The sequence below is a fragment of the Kineosporia sp. NBRC 101677 genome (assembly GCF_030269265.1).
In the GTDB taxonomy this organism is placed as follows: Bacteria; Actinomycetota; Actinomycetes; order Actinomycetales; family Kineosporiaceae; genus Kineosporia; species Kineosporia rhizophila.
Window position 1 is genome coordinate 170504 of record NZ_BSTA01000002.1, and the last position, 17948, is coordinate 188451.

16 protein-coding genes are annotated in these 17948 nt (G+C 70.8%); 7 read left to right on the top strand and 9 right to left on the bottom strand.

Annotation, left to right across the window (positions count from 1 at the left end):
* Window position 1: 1 nt before the first annotated feature.
* The 3 genes from QSK18_RS06310 to QSK18_RS06320 all read right to left on the bottom strand — a co-directional run bounded on the left by QSK18_RS06310 (window position 2) and on the right by QSK18_RS06320 (window position 1300).
* Window positions 2-769, bottom strand: coding sequence for an ABC transporter ATP-binding protein (locus QSK18_RS06310; protein WP_285617110.1), 768 nt, complete (start codon window positions 767-769; stop codon window positions 2-4).
* Window positions 766-957, bottom strand: a complete 192-nt coding sequence (locus QSK18_RS06315) for a hypothetical protein (protein WP_285617112.1) — start codon at window positions 955-957, stop codon at window positions 766-768. The genes QSK18_RS06310 and QSK18_RS06315 overlap by 4 nt, the downstream gene beginning before the upstream one ends.
* Window positions 958-1096: 139 nt before the next feature.
* The gene (locus QSK18_RS06320; protein WP_285617114.1) at window positions 1097-1300 is read right to left on the bottom strand and encodes a hypothetical protein; all 204 of its coding nucleotides are present in this window, start codon (window positions 1298-1300) and stop codon (window positions 1097-1099) included.
* An 18-nt stretch (window positions 1301-1318) separates the two neighbouring features.
* Here QSK18_RS06320 and QSK18_RS06325 point away from each other — a divergent pair, with 18 nt between their 5' ends.
* The 3 genes from QSK18_RS06325 (at window position 1319) to QSK18_RS06335 (ending at window position 3527) form a co-directional block, all read left to right on the top strand.
* A complete protein-coding gene (locus QSK18_RS06325; protein ID WP_285617115.1) occupies window positions 1319-1990 on the top strand; it encodes a hypothetical protein in 672 nt (223 codons plus the stop codon).
* Between the two features lie 231 nt (window positions 1991-2221).
* Window positions 2222-3157 carry a hypothetical protein gene (locus QSK18_RS06330; RefSeq protein ID WP_285617117.1) on the top strand — a complete coding sequence of 312 codons (936 nt, stop codon included), beginning with the start codon at window positions 2222-2224 and terminating at the stop codon, window positions 3155-3157.
* 109 nt (window positions 3158-3266) lie between these two features.
* The gene (locus QSK18_RS06335) at window positions 3267-3527 is read left to right on the top strand and encodes a PspC domain-containing protein (protein WP_285617119.1); all 261 of its coding nucleotides are present in this window, start codon (window positions 3267-3269) and stop codon (window positions 3525-3527) included.
* 20 nt (window positions 3528-3547) lie between these two features.
* On the opposite strand, the gene QSK18_RS06340 is transcribed toward QSK18_RS06335, so the two are convergent.
* From QSK18_RS06340 to QSK18_RS06350, 3 genes are all read right to left on the bottom strand, one after another.
* Window positions 3548-4006 (bottom strand): DUF3037 domain-containing protein, encoded by a 459-nt coding sequence (locus QSK18_RS06340; RefSeq protein ID WP_285617121.1) that lies wholly within the window; start codon window positions 4004-4006, stop codon window positions 3548-3550.
* Window positions 4003-4797, bottom strand: coding sequence for a HipA family kinase (locus QSK18_RS06345; protein WP_232810226.1), 795 nt, complete (start codon window positions 4795-4797; stop codon window positions 4003-4005). Before QSK18_RS06345 ends, QSK18_RS06340 begins: the two co-directional genes overlap by 4 nt.
* Window positions 4798-4895: 98 nt before the next feature.
* Window positions 4896-6341, bottom strand: coding sequence for an NAD(P)/FAD-dependent oxidoreductase (locus tag QSK18_RS06350; RefSeq protein WP_232810225.1), 1446 nt, complete (start codon window positions 6339-6341; stop codon window positions 4896-4898).
* Between the two features lie 589 nt (window positions 6342-6930).
* Here QSK18_RS06350 and QSK18_RS06355 point away from each other — a divergent pair.
* Window positions 6931-7776: a helix-turn-helix domain-containing protein gene (locus QSK18_RS06355; protein ID WP_232810224.1), complete on the top strand. Its 846-nt coding sequence runs from the start codon at window positions 6931-6933 to the stop codon at window positions 7774-7776.
* Window positions 7777-7792: 16 nt separating this feature from the next.
* Complete coding sequence (locus QSK18_RS06360; RefSeq protein ID WP_232810223.1) at window positions 7793-8002, top strand: DUF397 domain-containing protein; 210 nt, start codon at window positions 7793-7795, stop codon at window positions 8000-8002.
* A 59-nt stretch (window positions 8003-8061) separates the two neighbouring features.
* Here QSK18_RS06360 and QSK18_RS06365 read toward each other — a convergent pair whose 3' ends face one another.
* Window positions 8062-9726 carry a GMC oxidoreductase gene (locus QSK18_RS06365; protein WP_285617128.1) on the bottom strand — a complete coding sequence of 555 codons (1665 nt, stop codon included), beginning with the start codon at window positions 9724-9726 and terminating at the stop codon, window positions 8062-8064.
* A complete protein-coding gene (locus QSK18_RS06370) occupies window positions 9723-10697 on the bottom strand; it encodes a glycosyltransferase family 2 protein (protein ID WP_232810221.1) in 975 nt (324 codons plus the stop codon). Before QSK18_RS06370 ends, QSK18_RS06365 begins: the two co-directional genes overlap by 4 nt.
* 252 nt (window positions 10698-10949) lie before the next feature.
* On the opposite strand from QSK18_RS06370, the gene QSK18_RS06375 reads away from it, so the two are divergent.
* Entirely contained in the window at window positions 10950-12128 is a 1179-nt protein-coding gene (locus tag QSK18_RS06375) for a glycosyltransferase (RefSeq protein ID WP_232810220.1), read from the top strand.
* Between the two features lie 97 nt (window positions 12129-12225).
* Here the strand turns inward: QSK18_RS06375 and QSK18_RS06380 are convergent, their stop codons facing one another.
* Window positions 12226-13179: a glycosyltransferase family 2 protein gene (locus tag QSK18_RS06380; RefSeq protein ID WP_232810219.1), complete on the bottom strand. Its 954-nt coding sequence runs from the start codon at window positions 13177-13179 to the stop codon at window positions 12226-12228.
* A 500-nt stretch (window positions 13180-13679) separates the two neighbouring features.
* On the opposite strand from QSK18_RS06380, the gene QSK18_RS06385 reads away from it, so the two are divergent.
* Window positions 13680-17903: an oligosaccharide flippase family protein gene (locus tag QSK18_RS06385; protein ID WP_285617132.1), complete on the top strand. Its 4224-nt coding sequence runs from the start codon at window positions 13680-13682 to the stop codon at window positions 17901-17903.
* The last annotated feature ends 45 nt before the right edge of the window (window positions 17904-17948 follow it).

The window sequence follows — 17948 nt, forward strand, 5'->3', positions numbered from 1 at the left end:
CTCAGACTCCCGGGGCCGCAGCGACGGCTTCCTGCGTGGCCATCAGGCCGGCGGCGAGCTCGGCCGCGGTGGGGGAGTGCAGCTGCTGCACTATCCGCCCGTCGGCCATCACCAGCGCCCGGTCGGCGTGCGCGGCGGCAGCCGGGTCGTGGCTGACCATCACCACGGTCTGGTTCAGCTCGTCGACCATCCGGCGCAGCAGGGCCAGCACCTCGCGGGCCGCCCGCAGGTCGAGCGCCCCGGTCGGCTCGTCGGCGAAGACCACGGCCGGCCGGGCGACCAGGGCCCGGGCGATGGCCGCCCGCTGCTGCTGACCGCCGGACAGCTCGGCCGGGCGGTGGTGCAGCCGCTCGGTCAGGCCCACCCGCTCGACCAGTTCGGCCACCCAGGCCGGGTCGGCGCGGCGCCGGGCCATCCGCAGCGGCAGCGTGATGTTGTCGGCGATGGTCAGCGACGAGATCAGGTTGTACGACTGGAACACGAAACCGATGCGCTCGCGCCGCAGTTCGGTGCGGCGGGTCTCGCTCAGCCCACCGATGGCCACTCCGTCGACCTCGACCTCACCGCTGCTGGGCGTGTCCAGCCCGGCCGCGCAGTGCATCAGGGTGCTCTTGCCGGAACCGGAAGGGCCCATCACGGCGAGGAACTCGCCGCGCCGGACCTCGACCGAGACCCGGTGCAGGGCGGTGACCTCGGCCGCGCCGGTGCGGTAGACCTTGGCCACGTCGGTCAGCCGGATCGCCGGAGGACCGGTCAGGACTGCGCTCATCGCCGGCGCAGCCAGTGCGTGACCAGGGTGATGATGCCGACCGCGGTGAGCGCGCTGAGGCCCAGCTGGATCGTCTCGGCGTGGGGCGAGAACGAGGCCACGGCGTTGCCGACGACCCCGATCACCACGGCCAGCCAGGCCAGGCCGACCAGGGCGGAACCGGTCTGCGGGGTGGTGTTCTCCGACATGGGACTTCTCCTTGTCCGGCAGGGTTTTCGTGCGTCTTGCGTCGGGTTCAACGCTACGGACGAGGCCCGGCCGGGCCGATACCCCCAGCTGCCGGAAACGGGGTACAGCCTGCTGTACCCCGCGGCGCAGAAGAAGGCCCTACGGCTGCCCGGTGGCCTCTTCGGTGCCGTCCGGCTCCCCGTTGGCCTGGCTCATCCGCTCCTGCAGCCGGGCCCGCACCTCGTCGGAGGTGTAGGCCTTGCGCTGCCGCTCGTTGCGGGCCACGAGCACACCACCCGCGGCCACCCCGGCCACGCCGGCCATTCCCAGAAGCTTCCACCATGCGATGCGTCGCTGCGCCATCGGCCTAGGGTATGTGCTGTGCCCGCCCAGCAGCCGCTCCAGCCGCTTTCCCTGTCTCAGGCCGCCGCCGCGACCCGCACCGGAGATCTCTGGCTCTTCCGTGGCCGCAGCCATGCCGACCGGGCCATCCAGGCGCTGACCAACGCTCCGGTCAACCACGTCGGCATGGCAGTGGTACTGGACGATCTGCCACCGCTGATGTGGCATGCCGAGCTCGGCCGGTCCCTGCCCGACGTCTGGGTCGGCGAGCACCATCGCGGTGCCCAGCTGCACGACCTGTCGGCCGCGGTGACCACCTGGGTGACGAAGTACGGCCAGCGCGCCTGGTTCCGCCAGCTCGACCCGGAGGTGGGCCGGGAGGCGGAGGACGCCGTGCTGCGCACGGTCGCGCGGATGGCGGGCACGCCCTTCCCGAGCACGGTCGGCCTGATGACCCGGTGGATCGGCAGCAAGAAGGTGGTGCGGGCGCTGCGCCGGTCCGGCCGCACCGACGAGGCGGTGGCCCTGGAGACGGCGTACTGCGCCGAGGTAGTGGCCGCCACCTACCAGGCGATGGGCCTGCTGCCGGACGACCGCCCACCGGGCTGGTACGACCCGGGCCGGTTCTGGAGCGGTGACAGCCTCTCCCTGCTGAACGACCACCGGCTCGGCAACGAGATCCACGTCACACTCGATTCCGAGGCTCCCTGACGCAGCGTCAGGTTCTACCCCTACCCGGCCGGGCCGGCTCAGGCGTGATCCGGTCCGGAACCCCCGCCCGCCATCCCTCACGTGGCGGGCAGGTGCCCGATGGGAACCCGGAAAACCGAATGTTCTCCTAATATTTCCCTCATTCTCCCCGGCTATTGTCGGCCAGTCCGTGGTGGATTGGCCTGTTCGTCGTGCCTCGTCCACCTGGCGTTCACCGGGTGGGGAGGCTTCATGGTTCAGACGTGGTCGGGTGCGACCGAACGGGCCGGAGCCGTCTCCGGCCGAGACCGGCGCGCCGGGCTCCGGGAACAGCTGGAGCACGACGCGGCCACCGACGGGTTCGGCCGGCGCCTCACCTGGAACCTGTTCTGGCTGCCCCTGACCAGCCTGGCCGTGCTGCTCGCGAGCGCCGTGGTCTTCCGTCCCGAGTACGACAAGATGCTCCACGAGGACTGGCCGGTCGAGTGGGCCCAGTTCGCCGGCTGCCTCTTCATCTGCGTGGTCGCCCTGATGTCGGTCCGCCCGGCCCTGCGCGGGGGCCGTCCCCTGCTCGCCGGTCTGCTCCTGCTCAGCGGGCTGGCCTGGTTCTTCCTGGCGGGGGAGGAGATCTCCTGGGCCCAGCGGGTGTTCGGCTTCGCCACCCCGGGCGGGTTCGAGGGCAACCGGCAGGCCGAGGCCAACCTGCACAACTTCGACTCCGGCTTCGACCCTGAGGCCGTCTTCCGGGGTCTTCAGGTGGTGATCGGTCTGGGGATGAGCGCCCTCGCCCTGTACGCCCGGCTGGGGCGGGTCCGGCCGGACTCCTCCTGGCGCATCGCCGCCCCGCCGCTGTGCACCGTGCCGCTCTTCCTCACCATCGTCGGCTACCGGTTCCTCGGCCTGTTCGTGCCCGAGGGATTCGGCTTCTACGGCCGGCTGCAGGAGTGGGCCGAGTTCTGCCAGTACGCCGGGCTCACCGCGGCCCTGGTCTGCGTGTACTGGGCCGTCCAGCCGCAGACCGAGCCGGTCGGTGGCCGGGCCCGGCACGCTCTGCGCCCGCGGGCCCGGCGCGACTGGCGCCGGCTCCTGCCGGCCGCGGTCGTCGTGCTGGTGATCACCCTGGTCTTCGCCCTGCTCACCCCGTTCAGCGGGCTGATCCCCGGCAATGCGCCCGGTCAGGGCAACTGACGGGCGGGTCAGGGTGCCCCGGGGGTAAATCCCGATGTGCTCAGTGGTCACAGGTGAAGGAGGGTGGACGAGTCAGCCCATCTTGACTCAGCGAGGACGTGACCACGCCATGAACAGTGTTCATCGCAACATGTACGCCCAGGGCCTCTACCGTCCGCGGCACGGCGGGATGCTGGCCGGGGTCTGCGCCGGCCTGGCCCGCCGGTTCGGGATCGGCGCCACCATGATGCGCCTGATCTTCGTGATCAGCCTGATCGTGATCCCCGGCAGCCAGATCCTGATCTACCCGGTGCTGTGGCTGCTGCTGCCGAAGGAGCCCGCGGGCAGCGCGTACGGCACCTACCAGAGCCCGACCGACACCATGCGCTGACCGTGACCTGAACCGCTGAATCAGGCCAGGAGCACGAGACGCCGGTGCAGTCCGGTCAGCACGGCCTTCGGGTCGGCGGCCAGACCGGAGTGCACCGGCCCGGTCTGGACCACGCTGCTGCGGGGGGCGGTGAGCCAGCCGAACCGGGCCCGCAGCGGCTGCTCGCGGATCAGCCCGGCGGCGGGCGCCCCCTCGCAGACCGAGCAGAAGCCCTGCAGCACGGCCTCCAGCAGGTCGAGGTCGATCCCCGGGTCCAGGCTCCGCAGCCGCTCGGGCCTGATCTCACGGGTGCAGGCCAGGAAGTCGTGGTGCTGCGAGTAGAGCACCACGCCCACGTTCACGAACTCCCCGCGCTCCACCCGGGGCACGGCCCGCACCAGCGCGTAGGAGAAGGGCTTGGGCCCGGCCTGGCCGTCGTCCACGTTGGCCACCGCCGGTTCGCTGTTCAGCCCGCTGCTCAGCCCGCCCCGGGCGCTCATCGGGTCACCTCGGCCAGCTCGGGCCGCCAGCTGGTGCGCTCGCGCAGCCGGGCCAGCAGGTACTCCTGGTACCGGGCGCGCCAGGCGTCGGCGTCGCGATCGTCGCCGATCGCCGCGTTCATCGACAGCAGCCAGTCGCCGGGCACCAGCGCCAGCACCTCCCCGAGGGCCTCCGGGGTCACCCGGGCGGCCAGGTCGGCGTCGAGGGCGTCCAGGGCGTCACGGGACAGGGTGTCGGCCACCGGGGCCAGGATGTGCTCGCTCAGGTCGTAGCGCCGGGTGGCCCAGCGCTCCACCGGCGGCCAGGCGTGCTGGAACACCAGCGAGGCGCCGTGGTCGATGGCCCACAGGTCGCGGTGCCAGATCAGCAGGTTCGGATTGCGCCAGGTGCGGTCGATGTTCGCGCTGAACGCGTCGATCCAGCGGATCCGGGCGGCGTCCTCGGCCGGTGGCTGCCAGTGCATGCCGTCGTAGCCGAACGAGCCGGGCAGGTAGTCCATGCCCAGGTTCTCGCCCGCGCTGTTCGACAGCAGCTCCTGGACCTCCTCGTCCGGCTCCAGCCGGGCCGTGCGGGCGTCGATCGTGATCCGGACCAGTTCCGGCACCCGCACGCCGAGCCGGCGGGCCAGCTCGCCCACCACCACCTCGGCGACCAGCGACGCGGTGCCCTGACCGGCGCCGCGGAACTTGACCACGTACATCCCGTCGTCGTCCGCCTCGACCAGCCCGGGTAAGGACCCACCCTCCCGGAACGGGGTCAGATAGGCGGTGGCGGCGACGGTTCGGAGCACGCGGGCCAGGTTAGCCCGCCCGCCCAGGTCTCAAACAACGGACGCCGGTGGGCACCTACGTAGGTGCCCACCGGCGTCCGTAATCAGGAGCCTTGTGGTCAGGCCGCGCCGTGCTTGGCGGTCTCGGCCTTCTGAACCGGTTCGGCCGGTTCGGCCTTGGCGGCCTCCTCGGCCCGTTCGGCCTCGATCGCCAGTTTCTCCCGGTGCAGCGCCATCCGGGCGAAGACCTGCTGGTCGGTGGCGGCGCGCTCGGAACGGCCGCGGCCGATGAAGGTGACCGCCCAGTGCATCAGCGTGGTGACCCGGTTCTTGAACCCGATCAGGTAGACGATGTGCACGCCCAGCCAGGCCAGCCAGGCGAAGAAGCCGGACAGCTGGATCGAGTCGTTGATCTTCGCCACCGCGTGGAAGCGCGAGACGGTGGCCATGCTGCCCTTGTCGAAGTACTCGAACTCCGGCAGCGGCTCGGCGCCCGGGTGCTTGATCCGGTGCTGGATCGTCTTGGCCGCGTACTTGCCCTGCTGCATCGCGACCTGGGCGACACCCGGGTAGCGCTTCAGCGACATCATGTCGCCGATCACGAAGATCTCGGGGTGACCGGGCAGCGTGCAGTCCGGCTCGACCAGGACGCGACCGGCCCGGTCGGTCTCGGCGCCGGTCTGCTCGGACAGCTGCTGGCCCAGCGGCGAGGCCTGCACACCGGCGGCCCAGACCTTGGTGCGGGCCTCGATCCGGCGCGGGCTGCCGTCGGGGTCGATCACGTCGACGCCCTCGTTGTCCACGTTCACGACCTTGACGTCGAGCTGGACCTCGACGCCCATCCGCTCCAGCTGGCCCTGGGCCTTCTTGCCGAGCTTGTCACCGAACGGCGGCAGCACGGCCGGGGCGGCGTCGAGCAGCAGCACGCGGGCCTTGGTCGGGTCGATCCGGCGGAAGTCGCGCTTGAGGGTGCTGTGCGCCAGCTCGGCGATCTGGCCGGCCATCTCCACACCGGTGGGGCCGGCGCCGACGACCACGAAGGTCAGCCACTGCTGGATCTCCTCCGGGTCCTCGAGCACCTCGGCCATCTCGAAGGCGCCGAAGATCCGGCCGCGCAGTTCGAGGGCGTCGTCGATGCTCTTCATGCCCGGGGCGAACTCGGAGAAGTGGTCGTTGCCGAAGTACGACTGACCCGCACCGGCCGCCACGATCAGGGTGTCGTAGGCGGTGACCGCCTCGCCGACCGGCGTCTCGGAGGTCACGGTCTTCGCCGCGACGTCGATCCGGGTCACCTCACCGAGCAGCACCTTGGCGTTCTTCTGCCGCCGGAGGATCTCACGGGTGGCCGGGGCGATCTCGCCCTGCGACAGCACACCCGTGGCCACCTGGTACAGCAGCGGCTGGAAGAGGTGGTGCGAGGTCTTGGCGATGATGGTGACGTCGACATCCGCTCGGGCCAGCTTGCGGGCCGCGAACAGGCCACCGAAACCGGACCCGATGATGACAACCCGCTCGCGGGCCGGCTTGGCGGCCGCGTCGCGGGTCTGTGCAGGCTGGTTCGACATCGTGTCTTTTTCCACTCCCGAAGGTCTTGCCACGTGCGCTCAGTCTTGCAGTCGCTTCTTTTGGAACAGACGGCGGCAAGGGTTTGTGCCCTGGTGTCCGGTTCGCCCGGCAGGTGTGCGTGGAGTCACGTTCTACCTGCTCAGGCGGGTTTGGCGGCATCATCGGCGCCGGGCCGACAACTGGCGTCGGCTGTTGGGTCGGCCGGTCCGGGTGCCGGGTTGAGCCGTCCCGGCCCCGGACTGTCTCCGAAGCCACGGCCGGGTGGTCCACGACGTGACGCGGTCGGTCGGCATCGGCCATCGCGTCCAGATCTGAAGCGTAGCCAAGGGGGTCGCAGTCGCACGTCAGGGGGGTGGAGTGCACTGCCGCTGCACTGCGGCCGCGAATCCCTGCGAAAGGGGGACGAAGGTGCTGGGGGGGGTTCCCGGTGTGGTCACGGGGGAAGTTGGTGGGCGCGGGGTGAACGGGAGGGACTCGTTCATCCCCGCGCCATGGCGTAAACAATACGAGTGACCAACCAGTAAATGCAAGGATTGCAAACTCATTTTGTGCTTGTCCGGCGCAACATCTGACCGAAAGGATGAGGCCATGGCCTCGCGCACGCCCCCGACCGTACGCATGCGCAGACTCGCGAGCGAGCTGCGCCGACTGCGTGGTGCCGCCGGGATGAGCCGCGAGGACGTCGCGGAACGGACCGACATCAACGTCGCCACCCTGTACCGGCTGGAGACCGCCAAGGGCCGCCCGCAGCGGCGCACCCTGACCAGCCTGCTGGAGCTCTACCAGGTCGCCCCCGAGGAGCGGGACGTGCTCTTCGCGCTGCTGAAGGCGGCCGGCGAGAAGGGCTGGGTGCAGCCCTTCGCCGGGGCGATCCCGGAGGAGTACAGCATGTACATCCAGCTGGAGTCCGAGGCCGCGTCGGTGCGCAACTTCGAGTCGCTGCTGATCCCCGGCCTGCTGCAGACCGAGGGCTACATCCGTTCCAGTTCCACCGGTCAGAGCCCGCTGATGCCGGGCGACCAGATCGACCTGCAGGCCAAGATCCGGGTCGGGCGTCAGGATTTGTTAACCCGGAGTAATCCCCTTGCATTGTGGGCCATTGTCGACGAGGCAGTGCTCTGGCGTGAGGTGGGAGGGCCTGAGGTGATGCGTGAGCAATTCGAGCACCTGCTGTCGATGATGGAATTGCCGAACGTCACTTTCCAGATCGTTCCTTTCACTGCCGGCTCCCACGTGGGGATGCGCGGATCCTTCTCGCTGCTGGAGTTCCCCGACCCCGACCCGACCGTCGCGTGCGTCGAAACCATGGCCGGGAACCTGTTTCAGGAGACGGAGGAAGAGGTCCGTGCCTGTACTGTTGCCTTCGACCATTTGCGGGCCACGGCCGCATCGCCTGCCGAATCGGCACGCATGGTGATGGGCCGCTTGCGATGAAGGACGGAACAGGGCAATGCGAACTGATGAGCTGGCCAATGTCGCCTGGATCAAGTCCAGCCGCTCCGGAGTGAATGGGAATTGCGTAGAGGTCGCATTCCTGGGTGAGGGGCGTGTAGCTCTGCGTGACAGCAAGGACCCGCAGGGCCCGGTGCTCCGCTTCACCCGGGGGGAGTGGACAGCGTTCGTGGACGGCGTCGTGGACGGCGAACTGCGCCATGCGTAGACGCTCGGCGAACCAGAACGCCGGTGGTGCCCTGAACAGGGCCCACCGGCGTTCCGGGGCTACAGCAGCTTCTTGGCCAGGTGGGCGGCCAGGCGCAGGGCGAGCGCCACGATCGTCAGCGTCGGGTTGACCGAGCCGCCGGTGGGGAACACCGAGCTGCCCGCCACGTACAGGTTCTCCAGGTCGTGCACGCGGGCGTCGGCGTCGACCACCCCGGTACCCGGATCGGCCGACATCCGCACCCCGCCCAGGTGGTGGTGGTTGCCGCCGATCATCCGCGGCTGCCCGTGGTCCCAGTCGGTCTGCACGAAGTCGCCCAGCCCGGCCTCGGCGAAGGCCTGGGCGTAGAGGTCGCGCGAGCGGGTGATGCGCTCCCGGTCCTCGGCCGTCCAACGCCAGTGCAACACCGGGAACGGCCGCCCGTAGCGGTCGGTCCGCTCGCGATCGAGCGTGATCCGGTTCTCCGGGTCGGGCGACTGCTCGGTCTGGTGCACCACCTCGAACACCCGGTAGCGGTTCAGGTCGTCCTCGGCCGCCCAGCCGGACAGGTCCAGACCGGGCTGCTCGGCGATGGCCTTACGGGCGCTCAGGAGGCTGCCGGCGCCTAGAGCGATCCGGGCGCCGAGGGCCGCCTTGTGGCCGAGGCCCGAGGAGCGTCCGGAAGGGCTACGAATCTCGGTGTAGGCCTGCACCGCGCTGCCGGCGATCACTTCCTGCCGGGGTAGCAGCAGGCAACTGGTGGAGAGCAGACCTTCCTGCCGCACGCGTTCCTGGGCGATGGACAGCTTGGCCATCACCTTCGTGCCGTTCTGCCAGTGCGCGTCGTACAGCCGCAGACGCTCGGCCAGCTTCACCTCCGGGCGCGCCACCAGCATCCCGCCGCGCACCAGCGGGTGCTCCATCCAGTAGCGGCCCACCTGGTCCTTGCGGTTTCCCAGACCGCCCGGCACCCGGTCGTCCGACATCAGTAGCAGACGGGCGGTCTCGATGCCCCCGGCGGCCAGCACGACGGCCCGGGCCCGGACCTGCCCGTGGGAACCGTCGGGCCGGGCGAAGTCGACGCCGCTGACCTTGGTGCCCTCGGGGTCCACCTCCAGCCGGGTCACGTTCGCGTCGGTGAGGATCAGGACACCGGTCCGGCCGCGCAGTTCGCCGGCCACCCGGTCGATCCAGGCCGAGGCCGGGGCGAACTGGAACATCTGGGTCTCGACCAGGGCCGGGTCCAGCTCCAGCGGCTGGGCCCGGGGGGTGCTCCAGGAGTTCGGGTGGTAGGTGAACTCGCCCAGGCCGGCGATCTTCTGCGCCTTGGCGTACCAGGGGTCGAGGTCGGAGCGAGTCAGCGGCCAGCCGGAGTGGGCCAGCGCGTCCCGCTGCTCGAAGTCGACCGGATCGAGCGGGGCGTAGCGGCAGCCGCGCTCACCGGCCTCCGGGTCGGCGTCGGCGTTGGACATCCGGTAGCTCCACTGCCCGGCCGTGCCTCCGACGCCGGAGCCCCGGGTCTGGGTGACGCTGCTCTGCGGGTAGGCGTCCTCGCCCTCGGCCAGGACGTCGGGCAACTGCGGCCACTCGTTCTCGCCGCCGCCCTCCAGGATCACCACCCGCAGACCGGCGGCGGCGAGGCCGGAGGCGACCGACAGCCCGGCCGGCCCGGCCCCGACTATGCAGACCTCGGCCTCGATCGGTTCCGGCTCGTCGCCGGACCCTGCCCCCGGGCCTGAGCTCACGCGATCACCCCGGGACCGGGACCACCAACATTTCCGTCCAGGGAGAGGTGACGGTGCAGGGCATTGCCCTTGCCCCAGCCGACCGCCCGTTTCATCATCCGCATCGCGTTGGGCGGGATGGTCTTGTTCGCCAGCACCGTCAGCCGCATCCGCCGGTCGGCGTCGGCCACGATCGAGGCGAGCTCGGCCCGCAGCTCCGGGCTGATGTCGGCACGCTGCACGAACCGGCCGTGCGCCTGCAGGGTGGCGTCGGCGTGCTGCGCGGTCATGTGGTGCTGACCGCCGTTGACCTGTACCAGCTGGAAGCCCGAGCTGGCCGAGCCGCCGTGCACCATGTAGCCGGACAGCGGTGCGGTCAGGAACCCCACGTCCGAGCGGCTGGCGATCCGGCACCACAGGGCGATGTCGGCGTACGGGCCGTCGGAGGGGTCGAAGCGCTCGTTGAACACCATCGCGCTGCGCATCATCACCGAGGAGACGCAGACGATGCCGCCGACCGCCAGTGAGCGGCGCAGGAACGCGATGCCCGGCTCGAGGGTGTCGCTCTCCAGCCGGGACCAGTTCTGCGGCTCCCCGAACGGCTGGGGGCCGTCGTCGAGGTAGCGGAAGGCCGAGTGCACCAGGCCCGCGCTCGGGTTGGCGTCGAGGAAGCGGACCTTGGCCTCGAGGTTGCCCGGCAGCATGCTGTCGTCGTCCGGCAGCATCACCCGGTAGCGGCCGGAGCCCAGGCTGAGGCAGCGGGACAGGTTGCCGAACAGGCCGATGTTCGTGGGAAGACGGTCGTAGCGGACGCGCGGGTCGCCGATCGACCGGACGTACTCCTCGGTGTCGTCGGTCGAGGCGTTGTCCGAGACGATGATCTCAGCGTCTTCCCAGGACTGGTCGAGCACACTCTGCAGACTGCGGCTGAGCAGTTCCCGCCGGTTGAAGGTCGGGATGCAGACGGTGACCGCAGGTCGGATGCGGGTCATCAGGCTCCGTCCGTGGGGACCATGATTTGATCCTGTCTTGATTGTTCTTGATCGAGGCGAGGATAACCCTCGGTCGTTACGTTGACAGTGCTCGTTCCCGGATTCGCTCCTGGATGCGCACCGGCGGACCAGGTGGAACCGGACCTTAGTGGTCAAAGCCGCGCTTGCCGAGGGGTGCGCGGGACCCGTTCGGCAGGAGGGTGTCCTCCACGGCTGGCCCCACCGGCTTGCCGCAGTCGTTAGGGTCGGGGGGTGCCCACGACTGACGTACCCAAGCCCGGTGCCGCCGGCACCCCCCGCTGCCTGCTGGTGACGAAGGAGTTCTCCGCGACCCCGACCTCGGGCGGCACCCTGCGCACCCTGGCCATCCTCGAGACCCTGTCGACCCGGTACGACACCACCGTGGTCAGTCCCGACGGGGTCGTCGCCAAGGGGCCGGGCCGTCCGCTGGAGGAGCACCCGGGCCGCTCGTCCGGGGGAGACGTGCTGCGGCAGCTGCGCACGGCGGCGCGGTACAAGTCGCTGAGCGGGCTGCGCACCGGCGGCTCGAAGCTGCTGGACAACCTGTGGAACGGCGCCGAGGGCCGCTACGACGTGGCCGTGATCGACCACACCGCGCTGGCCGGGCTGGCCGACGAGGTGGCCTCGGGGGCCGACCGGCTCGTGGTGAGCATGCACAACATCGAGTCGGACCTGATGAACCAGCGGGCCCGGCTGGCCACCTCGGCCAAGGACAAGGTGGCGATGAGCGCCGAGGTGCGGCTGCTGCGCCACCTCGAGGCGCACGTCGCCGACCGCTACCCGGTGATGGTCTGCACCGAGGCCGACGCCCGGGCGCTGAACCCCAAGCGCGGCCGGATCGTCTGCAAGAACGGCATCTTCGCGGGCCAGGTCACCCCCTCGGGCAACCGCCCGGCGAACTCCATGGTCTTCTCCGGCGCCCTCGACTGGGAGCCGAACATCGACGGCGTGGTCTGGTTCTCGGAGAAGGTCTGGCCGCTGATCCGGGCCCAGATCCCCGAGGCCACGGTCACCATCGCCGGCCGTAACCCCGGCAAGGCGGTCACCGAGGCCTGCGCCCCGGACGGGATCACCCTGCTGGCCAACCCGCCGGTCATGTCCGCGGTGCTGGACGCCCACGTCCTGGGCATCGTCCCGCTGCTGTCCGGCGGTGGCTCGCGGATCAAGATCCTGGAGTACCTGGCCGCCGGCATCGACATCGTCTCCACCGACGTCGGCGCCTCCGGTCTCGAGGACATCCCGTCCGAGCTGGTCGACCGGCTGAAGATCGACCCGCAGCTGTTCGCCGACACCGTGGTGGCCCGGCTGCGCTCCCCCCGCGACACCTCGGCCCTGGCCCAGGACTGGGTGCGCAAGCACTACTCCTGGGACGTGACGCTGCAGCCGCTGCTGGACTTCCTCGAGCACTGACCCGAACGATCGAACCGCAAAACTTGAGGACGCCCGCCCTGGCCAGGGCGGGCGTCCTCAAGTTCGGTCGGTGGTCGCCGGGGGCGACCGGGAGGGCTCAGCCGGCCTGACGCAGCCGGTTGTCCTTCTTCTTGTTCGGGGTGGGCGGGGGCAGCGGGGGCAGCGCGTCGTCCGGCATCGCGCGGTTGCCCACGTGCCAGCCGACCGCCCACATCAGGGCGCCCGGAGTCGGGTTCTCCCGCAGCAGCTTCAGGGCCGAGCCGACCTTCGACGGGTCGGGCTGCTCCTGGGCCTCCTGGGCGGCCTTGATCACCGCGATCGAGGTGGTGACGGCGGTGACGCTGGCGATCGGCTTGTTGCCGTAGCGCCGCTCCAGCAGGGCCGCGGCGTGGCCGTAGTTCCAGCCCTGGCGCCACATCTTGGTGAACGAGGAACGCAGCCGGACGTGCACCACCGAGTCCGGGGCGAAGATCAGCGGAGTACCGGCCAGCTGGATCCGCCAGCACAGGTCGGTGTCCTCCAGGGTGCCCACGGCCTGGTCGAAGCCGCCCACGGCGAGGAAGAGGTCGCGCCGGACGCCCATGTTGCCGGCCCCGGCGTGCGGCAGCCCCGGGCCGAACGGCGACTCCTGCAGCCCGGTGCTCTGCTGCAGCGGGCGCGAACGCAGCACCCGCTCGGAGTTCAGCTTGCGCGACTCGAACCGGCCGGCCACGAACGGGTTGCGGGCCAGGGCGGCCATCATCGTCTCGAGCCAGTCGACCGCGACCTCGTCGTCCGCGTCGCAGAAGGCCAGGAAGTCGGCGCTGGAGTGCTGGGCCGCGATGTTGCGCGCGTGCCCGGCCCCGGCCGTCCCGGAGGAGTCGACGATCTCCAGGCCGGGCAGGCGGCTCTCGTAGCGCTGCGCGACCAGACGGGAGTGATCGGTCGAGCCGTTGTCACTGATGATCACGTTCCAGCTGCCCCGGTAGGTCTGCCGGGCCAGGGCTTCCAGCTGGATGCCGAGAGTGTCAGCGGCGTTGTAGCAGGCGATCACCACACTCACAGACGGCATGTCGGACCAAGCCTCTCCGTAGGCAACACGTTCGCAACTTACTCTTAATGCGGGCAGTCCGCCGCCCTGAGGGTAGCTGAGAGCAGCCTGAGAGTCCGCAGGCTTAGTTAATGCCCTTTACCTGTGTTTCACGAACCCCTTCGGAACCAACTCATCCGTTTGGCTGATCTAAGGAAAGCTTAGGTCCTGGTTGATCCTCGTTTTGGTGTCGGGACAGCGCCGGACAGGTGCACTCCAAGGAAACGGACGTAGCTGACGGGGCGTGAAGGTAGGCTGAGGCGCCGGAAGCTCCCTGTGGTGTTCCGGCTTGGCGTTGTCCAAGGCGGGCAGGGCCCGATCGAACTGCTCGCAGACGTGCTGGTCGATCGTTTCGGCGGTGCCGCCCCGGGCCGTCGACCGCGATCCGAAAGGTGTGCGTGAATGCCCGGCCGCACCGGCACCCTCGCGACCGGCACTGGCCGGTCAGCCGGCTCGCAGCCCGGCCGTTCAGCAGGTGACCTGTGGCTCTGACCGGCAGGCACGTGCACGTGGACCCGTCCGACCTCGAGCCCGAGGCCGAGGTCCAGACGTCCAACAAGAGCCGCATCATCTGGACGTTCGCCGACCAGGCGCTCTCCAGCCTGGCCAACTTCGCGCTGTCCATCGTGGTCGCCCGTGAGGTCTCCGAGGACGACTTCGGCTCGTTCAGCCTGATGCTGGTCACCTTCACCTTCCTGATCGGCCTGGGCCGGGCCGGCATCGGCGACCCCTACGTGATCCGTTTCACCGACGCCGACCGGCACACCCGGCGCCGGGCCCAGCGCCAGGCCGCCGGCTCGGCGATCAGCTTCGGCGTGGTCACCGGCCTGATCTGTGCGGTCGCGGCGGCCCTGCTGCACTTCCTCCTGAACGACACCGCCAGCGCCCTGGCCATCCTCGGGCTGGGCGTCGCCATGCCCGGCCTGATGCTGCAGGAGACCTGGCGCAACGCGTTCTTCGCGGAAGGCCGTCCGCGCACCGCCACGATCAACGACGGGGTGCGCACGGTGATCCAGTTCGGTCTCCTGGCCGTGCTGCTGAGCCAGCCCGATCCCTCGGTCTTCCTGATCACCCTGGCCTGGGGCGCCGGGGCCCTGGCAGCCGCCCTGATGGGCGTGCTGCAGACCCGGGTGGCGCCCGACCCGTTCGAGGCGCTCGCCTGGTTCCGCGAGACCCGCGACATCAACATCAAGATGGCCGCCGACTTCTCGTTCAACCAGGGCGCCACCACCCTGGTGTCGTACGTGGTGGGCGGCATCGTGGGCAAGGTCGCGATCGGCGCCATCCGCGCCGCGCAGACCCTGCTGGGGCCGCTCAACCTGCTGTTCTCCGGGATCTCCTCGTTCGGCCTGCCGATGCTCGCGCGTACCGCGATGGCCGGCGGCTCGCTGATCAAGGGCGCGCTGCTGCTCAGCACGGCGATCGGCGGCATGGCCAGCACCTGGGTGCTCATCCTGCTGGTGGTCCCCGACTCGGTCGGTGGTGAGCTGCTGGGGGCCAGTTGGGGGAACGCGCGCGAGGTGATGCTGCCGATGGGCCTCATCACGGCCACCGTCGGCTTCGTGCTGGGCGCGAGCCTGGGCCTGAAGGCCCTGCGGCGGGCCGACCAGATGCTGCGGGTCACCTTCGTGCAGGCCCCCATGATGCTCGGGCTCGGCTCGATCGGGGGCTGGCTGTGGAGCGCCCAGGGCGCGGCCTGGGGCATGGCGACCGCCCAGGTCACCGGCCTGGTGGCCAGCTGGATCATCTTCATCAAGGCCGATCGGCTGCCGCGCGACTGGATCGCCGAGGAGGCGCGGGAGGCCGAGGCCGCCAACCGCAACGCGCGCCGGGACGAGTACGACCGGGGTGACGACTACGACCGCCGCGACGGCTACGGCCGGGGCCGCGGCGACGAGCGTGACGGTCAGGGCTTCTGGAGCCAGGAGGAACAGGACCGCTGGGCCCTCGAGGAGCCGGAGCAGCGCTACAACGGTCAGCAGGCCGAAGAGCCCTGGGACCGGGACGGGCACGGCATCCGTGGCCGGGGTCGCGACGCTCACGACCTTGACCCCCGTGACCGTGACCGTGACCCGCGTGACCCCCGCGACCCAGACGGCCGTGACGGCCGTGACGGCCGTGACCCCCGTGGGCGTGATGGCCGCGACGGTGACCCGCGTGAGCGAGACTTCCGCGACCCGCGCGATGGCCGAGACGATGACCTACGTGACCGTGACCCCCGCGGCCGTGATCCGCGTGACGCGCGGGATTCGGACGGGCGGAGCCGGGACGGCGGGCGCTCGTCCGACGACGGCTGGTACGACCCGACCGGCCCCACGGTCGCGGTGCGACAGGACGGCAAGGGCTTCCCCACCACGCACCCGCCCGAGGGTTCGCCGGACGAGTCCAAGGGCGGATACGCCCCCCACGACCCGACCGTTGCCGTCCGACAGGGCAAGTCGGGTCGGGGCGGACGATCTGGTTCTTCTCAGGGGCAGGCCCCCTGGGACGGCGAGGCGCTCCTGGGCGAGCCCGATCCCCGCGCGGAAGGTCGTGGGGGCAGGAACGACCGGGCCCGCAGCCGCGACGCCGCCGCTTACGACCCCCAGGGCTACGACGCTCAGGGTTACAACGAGCGCGGTTATGACGCCCAGGGTTACAACGAGCGCGGTTACGACGCCCAGGGCTACAACGCGCGTGGTTACGACGCTCAGGGCTATGACTCGCGGGGCTACGACGACAAGGGTTTCGACGACAAGGGCTTTGACGACAAGGGCTACGACCGCAAGGGCTACGACCAGCGCGGCCGCAGCCGGGGCGGCGCCCCCAGCGGTACGCCGGGTGCAGGTACGCCCAGTGCGGGCGCGTCTGTATCCAGATCGGCCAGCGCGGGCGCGCCTGCATCCAGGACGTCCGGCGCCGTTAGGCCCGGCGCCGGGACGCCGAGCACGGGTACACCGGGCACTGGTACGCCGGGCGCGGGGTACGAGGCCGGCCGGTATCCGGCCGATGCGACCCGCAGCGCCGTAGACCCTGGTGCCTTCGGGGCCGACGGTCGGCGTGCCCGCAGCGCGGGCCACCCGGAGGCTGCCCAGGAAGGGCGCGGCCGGAGCGGTTACGAACCGGGCAGCCCTGAGTCGGTCGATCGCGGGTCCTCGGGCCGGGGCCGGAGTGCAGCCCAACCGGATGGCCGGGGGCGTTCGGGCTACGACACCGGTGGTCAGGGCCGGTCCCGCTACGACACGGACGGTCAGGGGCGGTCCGGCTTCGACACAGGTGGCCAGGGACAACCGGGTTACGACACGGGTGGTCAGGGGCGACCGGGTTACGACACGGGTGGTCAGGGGCGACCGGGTTACGACACGGGTGGCCAGGGGCAGTCGGGTGCCGAAGGGCGTGGCCGTCGGCGCACAGGTGCCGATGCCGGAGGCCAGCGGGCCAGCGGTTACGAATCCAGTGGCCGTGAGCGGGCTGGGCGTGAGGCCGGTGGTCGTGAGTGGGCGGCCGGTGAGGCTGGTAGCTCTGACCTGGCTGATTGGGAGGCTGGTCGGGGGCGGGCCGGTCGTGAGGCTGGTGGTCGTGAGTGGGCGAACGGCGAGGCCGGTGGTCGTGAGGCTGATGGTCGTGAGCAGGGCCGTGGTCGGGAGCGCGCTGGGTACGACACCGGCGGCCAGACGCACAACGGTCACGCAGCTGGCTCCGGGCGGGCCGGGTATGACACCGGCGGGCAGGGCCAGCCAAGTTCTAGGACAGGCGGCGGGCGTCGGCGTTCGGGAGAAGAACCCGGCCCGGCGGCTGCTGGGTACGAAGCCGGTGGTCGTGGGCGCGGCGGGTACGACACCGGAGGCCAGGCCCACGACGGTTATGACGCGGCCGGTGCTGAGAGGGCTGAGTACGAAGCTGGTCGGGGGCGTGCTGGTGCTGGCTCGGGTGACCGGGCCCGCAACGGCTATGACGTAGCCGGCGGTCCCGAGGGGGCTGGGTACGACGCAGGCGGCCGAGGGCGCTCGGGGTACGACACCGGCGGTCAAGGGCAGGCGGGTTCTGGGGGGTATGACCCCCGCGGGCGTGGTGGCCATGACACCGGTGGCCAGGCGCACAACGGGTACGACGCCGGCGGTCCGGGGCGTGGCGCGTCGGGTGGCCGGAGCCGGAACCGGGACGGGTACGAGGCTCCGCTGAACGGTCGTACGGGCTACGAGGCGCCCGCCGAGGATGTTGCGCGTTACGCGGCTCCGGAGGCCGGTCGGCGGGGCTACGAGACGCCGGCGGACGGGCGACCCAGCTACCCGGCCGACAGGCAGGATGGGCGTGGACAGCGGGCGCGGAACCGGGGGAGCTACGAGATTCCCGGCGACGGTCAGGGGTACGAGGCCCCGTTGCAGGGTCACGGCTCTGCAGAACCGGCCGAGGGGCGTGGTTACGCAGACCCGGCTGAGGGGCGTGGCTATACGGACCCGGCTCAGGGGCGTGGCTATGCGGACCCGGCTGAGGGGCGTGGCGGTCGCAGTCGGTCCCGGGGGCAGGAGGCTCGCAGCCGGGCCTACCCGGAGGCCCCGGAGGCGGAGGCCAGTGGGTACGAGCGTCCCCGCAGCAGCCGTCGCGAGGCTCAGGACAGCGATGAGCAGTACCCGGACGCGCGCCCCGGCGGACGGCGCTCACGCAGCCGCCAGAGCCGGGAAGAGCGGGACGAGGACTCCTGGCCGTTCCCCGACACCACGCGCTGAACTGACCGACGCGGTTTCCGACCCCGACCCGACCCCGAACCAAAG

Bases quoted from the DNA above. Each gene is read 5' to 3' on its own strand.
- QSK18_RS06310 (WP_285617110.1), bottom strand. From the start codon at position 769: ATGAGCGCAGTCCTGACCGGTCCTCCGGCGATCCGGCTGACCGACGTG.
- QSK18_RS06315 (WP_285617112.1), bottom strand. From the start codon at position 957: ATGTCGGAGAACACCACCCCGCAGACCGGTTCCGCCCTGGTCGGCCTG.
- QSK18_RS06320 (WP_285617114.1), bottom strand. From the start codon at position 1,300: ATGGCGCAGCGACGCATCGCATGGTGGAAGCTTCTGGGAATGGCCGGC.
- QSK18_RS06330 (WP_285617117.1), top strand. From the start codon at position 2,222: ATGGTTCAGACGTGGTCGGGTGCGACCGAACGGGCCGGAGCCGTCTCC.
- QSK18_RS06335 (WP_285617119.1), top strand. From the start codon at position 3,267: ATGAACAGTGTTCATCGCAACATGTACGCCCAGGGCCTCTACCGTCCG.
- QSK18_RS06340 (WP_285617121.1), bottom strand. From the start codon at position 4,006: ATGAGCGCCCGGGGCGGGCTGAGCAGCGGGCTGAACAGCGAACCGGCG.
- QSK18_RS06350 (WP_232810225.1), bottom strand. From the start codon at position 6,341: ATGTCGAACCAGCCTGCACAGACCCGCGACGCGGCCGCCAAGCCGGCC.
- QSK18_RS06355 (WP_232810224.1), top strand. From the start codon at position 6,931: ATGGCCTCGCGCACGCCCCCGACCGTACGCATGCGCAGACTCGCGAGC.
- QSK18_RS06360 (WP_232810223.1), top strand. From the start codon at position 7,793: ATGCGAACTGATGAGCTGGCCAATGTCGCCTGGATCAAGTCCAGCCGC.
- QSK18_RS06370 (WP_232810221.1), bottom strand. From the start codon at position 10,697: ATGACCCGCATCCGACCTGCGGTCACCGTCTGCATCCCGACCTTCAAC.
- QSK18_RS06380 (WP_232810219.1), bottom strand. From the start codon at position 13,179: ATGCCGTCTGTGAGTGTGGTGATCGCCTGCTACAACGCCGCTGACACT.